Annotated in this window: 9 protein-coding genes; 7 read left to right on the top strand and 2 right to left on the bottom strand. The window is 60.1% G+C overall.

What is annotated here, in order from left to right; all coding sequences use genetic code 11:
* Both ssb and ACUYV6_RS13105 read left to right on the top strand, forming a co-directional pair.
* A partial coding sequence (ssb, locus tag ACUYV6_RS13110; protein ID WP_449279117.1) for a single-stranded DNA-binding protein occupies nt 1-491 on the top strand: 491 nt, incomplete at its 5' end.
* 208 nt (nt 492-699) lie between these two features.
* The gene (locus ACUYV6_RS13105) at nt 700-1,134 is read left to right on the top strand and encodes an Hsp20/alpha crystallin family protein (RefSeq protein WP_449279116.1); all 435 of its coding nucleotides are present in this window, start codon (nt 700-702) and stop codon (nt 1,132-1,134) included.
* 294 nt (nt 1,135-1,428) lie between these two features.
* On the opposite strand, the gene ACUYV6_RS13100 is transcribed toward ACUYV6_RS13105, so the two are convergent.
* Together ACUYV6_RS13100 and ACUYV6_RS13095 are read right to left on the bottom strand one after the other, a co-directional pair.
* Complete coding sequence (locus ACUYV6_RS13100) at nt 1,429-1,830, bottom strand: CarD family transcriptional regulator (RefSeq protein ID WP_449279115.1); 402 nt, start codon at nt 1,828-1,830, stop codon at nt 1,429-1,431.
* 180 nt (nt 1,831-2,010) lie between these two features.
* Nucleotides 2,011-2,133 (bottom strand): hypothetical protein, encoded by a 123-nt coding sequence (locus ACUYV6_RS13095; RefSeq protein ID WP_449279114.1) that lies wholly within the window; start codon nt 2,131-2,133, stop codon nt 2,011-2,013.
* A gap of 85 nt (nt 2,134-2,218) precedes the next feature.
* Between ACUYV6_RS13095 and ACUYV6_RS13090 the strand changes: the two genes are divergently transcribed.
* The 5 genes from ACUYV6_RS13090 to ACUYV6_RS13070 form a co-directional block, all read left to right on the top strand.
* Entirely contained in the window at nt 2,219-2,368 is a 150-nt protein-coding gene (locus ACUYV6_RS13090; protein WP_449279113.1) for a hypothetical protein, read from the top strand.
* Nucleotides 2,365-2,646, top strand: a complete 282-nt coding sequence (locus ACUYV6_RS13085) for a hypothetical protein (protein WP_449279112.1) — start codon at nt 2,365-2,367, stop codon at nt 2,644-2,646. Before ACUYV6_RS13090 ends, ACUYV6_RS13085 begins: the two co-directional genes overlap by 4 nt.
* A gap of 145 nt (nt 2,647-2,791) precedes the next feature.
* Nucleotides 2,792-3,310, top strand: a complete 519-nt coding sequence (locus tag ACUYV6_RS13080) for a hypothetical protein (protein ID WP_449279111.1) — start codon at nt 2,792-2,794, stop codon at nt 3,308-3,310.
* Nucleotides 3,303-3,632, top strand: coding sequence for a helix-turn-helix domain-containing protein (locus ACUYV6_RS13075; RefSeq protein ID WP_449279110.1), 330 nt, complete (start codon nt 3,303-3,305; stop codon nt 3,630-3,632). The genes ACUYV6_RS13080 and ACUYV6_RS13075 overlap by 8 nt, the downstream gene beginning before the upstream one ends.
* The coding region (locus tag ACUYV6_RS13070) for a hypothetical protein (RefSeq protein ID WP_449279109.1) at nt 3,625-4,174 on the top strand (550 nt) is incomplete at its 3' end. The genes ACUYV6_RS13075 and ACUYV6_RS13070, both read left to right, overlap by 8 nt.

Here is a 4,174-nt window from a genome sequence, read left to right as displayed (position 1 = left end):
TCGGGAACGTCACCCAGGACATCGAGCTCCGGTACACGCAGAACAACAAACCTTTCTGCGGTGTGACTGTCGCGGTGAACGACCGACGACGCAACCGGCAGACCGGCGAAATGGAAGACGGTCCAACATGGTTCGCGCGAGGCACGATCTGGGGTGAGATGGCTGAGCATGTCGCACAGTCGGTCGGTCGTGGGTCGCGTGTCATCGGGCACGGGAAGATCGTGCAGCGCGATTACGAGACAAAGGACGGGCAGAAGCGATCCTCGGTCGAGGTTGAGTTTGAGGCGTTCGGCCCTGACTTGCGGTGGGCGACAGCTCAGGTGACACGCTCACAGCCACAACAGGGCGGCTCAGGCGCGACGGGAGGTGGCGGGTGGCATAAAATCCCCTCACCTGTCGCTTCCGGGGCCGCAGCCGGCGATTCTGGCTTCGATGGCTTCGATGGCTTCGATGGCTTCGATGGCTTCGGCGACGAGGGCCAACCCTTCTAAGTCGACCGCAACACCACATTCAGCGCCCTAGCGACGGGGCGCTATTTCTATACCCGGAGGGGGGTGGCCGTCACTCTGGTCGGTCATCCCAGAGTTTTAAGCGTTCTTTGAGGAAGCTCTTTTAGCACTCTAAGGTTGAGAGTGCTAATCTAGCCTCAACTTGAGCGAAACGGACTCAAGTTCTTAACCGAAAGGAGATTGATTCATTATGGCTATGTCTTTTGACCCTTTCACGGAGCTCGATCGACTCACGGCAGGCATGCTCGCTCCACGCTCAGCACCGCGAGTGATGCCGGTGGATCTTTATCGAGACCAGAACCGCTATGTGCTCACCGCAGACATGCCAGGAGTAGACCCCGGCAGCGTTGACATTGACCTTGACGGGCAGCTCCTGACCATCCGCGCACAACGCTCGAGCGGTACCGCTGAAGGAAAGAAGTGGCTCGCCCAGGAACGCTCTTTCGGGAACTACCTCCGGCAGTTCAGCATCGGTGAAGGCGTAGACACGTCAGACATCTCGGCCTCGTACGACAACGGCGTGCTGAGCGTCATCATCCCGCTGAGCGAGAAGGCCAAGCCTCGCAAGATCACAGTAGAAACACCTACCCGATCTGAGAGCGAGCAGCCTTCGCTAACTACGTGATCTCTCACATCACGAACGAGACCCCCGGATAACCTCCGGGGGTCTTTTCTTTTCATCGCGTCCTACCCAGTGCAGGGCGCTTTTCTTGTACCACGAGGGGCCAGCCACCGTGCTGGTTCCTCACGACTTTCAGGAGGCCTACGTGGTCATCAGAGATATCCCATTGATCGAGGACCGTGCAGCATGAGTGCCCCGGTAGCTGTCGACCACTTCGCAGGGCTCGGTTGGGGGTGCGTGCGATCGCCTCGGGATCCGTGAGTATGGAGTGGAGATCGCCGGATGAACGCCTGCGTTTCAGAGCGCCAGTGGGATGCCCAGTGCCGCGTCTTTAATGGATTGCTCAGCGATATCCACGCTCTCGAGGTTCTTGGAATAGAACACTTCGCGTGCGAGCTGAGACATGCCTTGGCTGAGTGTGTGGCGTTCGCTCCGGGAAATGGTCTTCACCTCGTCACGTCTCAGGAGATCCCGCACCACTTCCGCGAGCCTCAGCACGCTGCCAGACCGCACCTTCAGCTCGTTTGCTTTGAACCGCCTGGACCAGTTCTCAGGTTCCTCGCCCGAAACATTGCTGAGCGTTCCGAAGAGCTCATCGAGACTCTCACCGCTGATGACGTTCCTCACTCCAGATGCAGCGTACTGGTCGACAGGGATCGTGAGGGCGAGCGCGTACGTGTCGAGGGCTTCCAAGTTCAAGCATTCGTGGGTAGTCCCGTTGGGAAACCTGCGCATCGTGGTGGATACCACTCGCATGGGCCCGTGCGCGGGGTGGATAAGAACTGTGCCTGGTTCATGTGTCATTGGGGCCTTCAATATTTGGAGGTGCCGAGCGGGGACGCTGGGGACTGGCCGGCATATGGTTCGCCGGCCAGCCAGCTACTTGCGGGTGTTTAGCAGCGATGCTGCCGCCTGGTTTTTCTCTCGCTTCGCCTGCTTCTTTTCCTTCGCGGTGGAAGCGGCGGGCTTCTTGACGGCCTTCTGGCCCTTGTCTTTGGACATCTCTGTGCCCTCTCTTCCGGGCGTAGACACCCTTCCCGAACCATAGCCCATAAGAGTGCGGGCTCTACAGAAATAGGAACACTCCATGAAACCCTCTCCTGCGTTGTTCGCCAACAAGAAGCGCCCAGTGCCGTCTCCGCAGCAGCGCCCGGTGAAACGGAAACCGGGCCTCTCGTCGCATGTGGACGAGGAGACGCTGGCGAAGCTGCGGGCGCTGAAAGGCAGGACGAAATGAGTGTGAGAGTCCCCGCTGACCGGATCGAAAACATTGTCGGGCAACGCCGTCACAAGAAAGTGCATTACGGCAGGGCGGTGTCTGCCGAGCAGACGGTGTACATCCTGCACTCGCATGAGTGTCGGGAGGCGAACCCTGACCTGCGTGAATGCGACTACTCCGAGGCGCTCGATGAGGGTATCGACGTGACCGAGTGGCAGGGCTTCGAGGACGAGGCCGTGGTGCTGTACATCGAGGACGGGCGGTTGCTGCCGCTCGGGAAACCGAGATCGCGATGAGCGACAACCCATGCAAGTGTCACCAAAACTTCGCCCACATTGCCCCGATTCATTCGGGGCATTGCTGTTTTGTGCCGGAAACGCAGACGTGCCACGAGAAGGAAGTCGATGAGTGGGAGCGGCGTAGAGACGAGATGAGGAAGAAATGACTCGTAGAACGAAGCGCCGTTACGCGCATGAACTGTTCCCGCACGCTGAGGAGTGGGAGACGCGCCCGCTTGATGTGGAGGTGCCGTATCGTCTCGCCCGCGCTGTCGGGTTCCAAGTCGAGGGAACGTCGTGGTTCTACGGCGAGACGCAGGAGGATCTCCGCCGTACTGGTGAGCGCACGATGCAGATGCTCAACGAAACCCGGATCGCGCTGCTCGCCGTCGCACTTCACAAAGGCATGACGGGTGATGCGGCGTGGGCGTGGGTTGATTCCCATCTGCACGAGGAGATGGAGCAGCTGTACCGGTCGTGCAAGGAGTACGGGGTTGATGTGGATCGGATCAAGCCGTACCCGTGTGGGCCCGAACCGGATCATCACGACCACCTGAGCGAACCGCACACCCGGTACGGGTTTGAGGCGCGCACGGTGACTCGTGTGCAGGGCCGGGAGTCTGAGTGTGAGGAATGCACCGAACCGGCTGCACGACTACAGGAAGGCGGAGACAATGAGTGATTTCGGCAAGCAGATCGCAAAGTATCGGCGCAAGCGTGGCATGAGCGCGCAAGACCTGTCCGACGTACTCGGAGGAACGCCCAGCAGGTCATCTATCGCGAATTGGGAGACGGGGAGGCGTAAGGACATCACTGTGACTGAGCTTGTCTCGGTCGCTGGCGCGCTGAGTGTTGAGCCGGTGATGATTTGCCCCGAGTTGGATACCGGGCATGAGTCGCGGGTTGCGTCGGCGCGGTTCATTATCGATGACGCTATCGAGCGCGCAACGAGGCTGCTGACTGGCGCGGCCACCGCGCAGATCGGAGAACAGACCCATGAGTAGAGAAGTTCGGAGGGTGCCCGCCAACTTCGGGTGGCCGCTCGGCAAAGTGTGGGACGGCTACAGCACCCCAGAGTTCCTGCACGAGGATTCCTGCCCTGACTGCGAAGGCGGGTACTCGCCCGAAGCGAAGTGGTTCATGGACGAATGGTATGGGTATGTGCCGTTCGATCCTGCCTCTACGGGGTCTCAGCCGTTCGGGTACCGGCATGAATCGGTGCAGGTGTTCGCGCGCCGCAACGTTGAGCACTCGCCACAGTTCTATGGCACCGGGCAGGAGGCTATCGATAGGGAAGCGCACCGGCTCGCTGATGAACTGTTCGACAAGATGTGGATGCATCATCTCGGGCAAGCCGACGTGGACGCGCTGCTCGCCGAGAACCGTTTGTGGGAGCTCACCCGCCACGTCGAGGCAGGTAAGGGGTGGGTGGACAACGACCCGCCAACGATTCCGACACCTGAACAGGTGAATGTGTGGTCTCTCCACGGGTTCGGCCATGACTCGTCAAACTGCTGGATCGTCGTCAAGGCGCGCTGCGACCGCG

The sequence above is a fragment of the Leucobacter sp. GX24907 genome (genome assembly GCF_053567335.1).
Note: the sequence above shows the minus strand (reverse complement) of the source record. Positions and strands in the feature narration are given on the sequence as shown.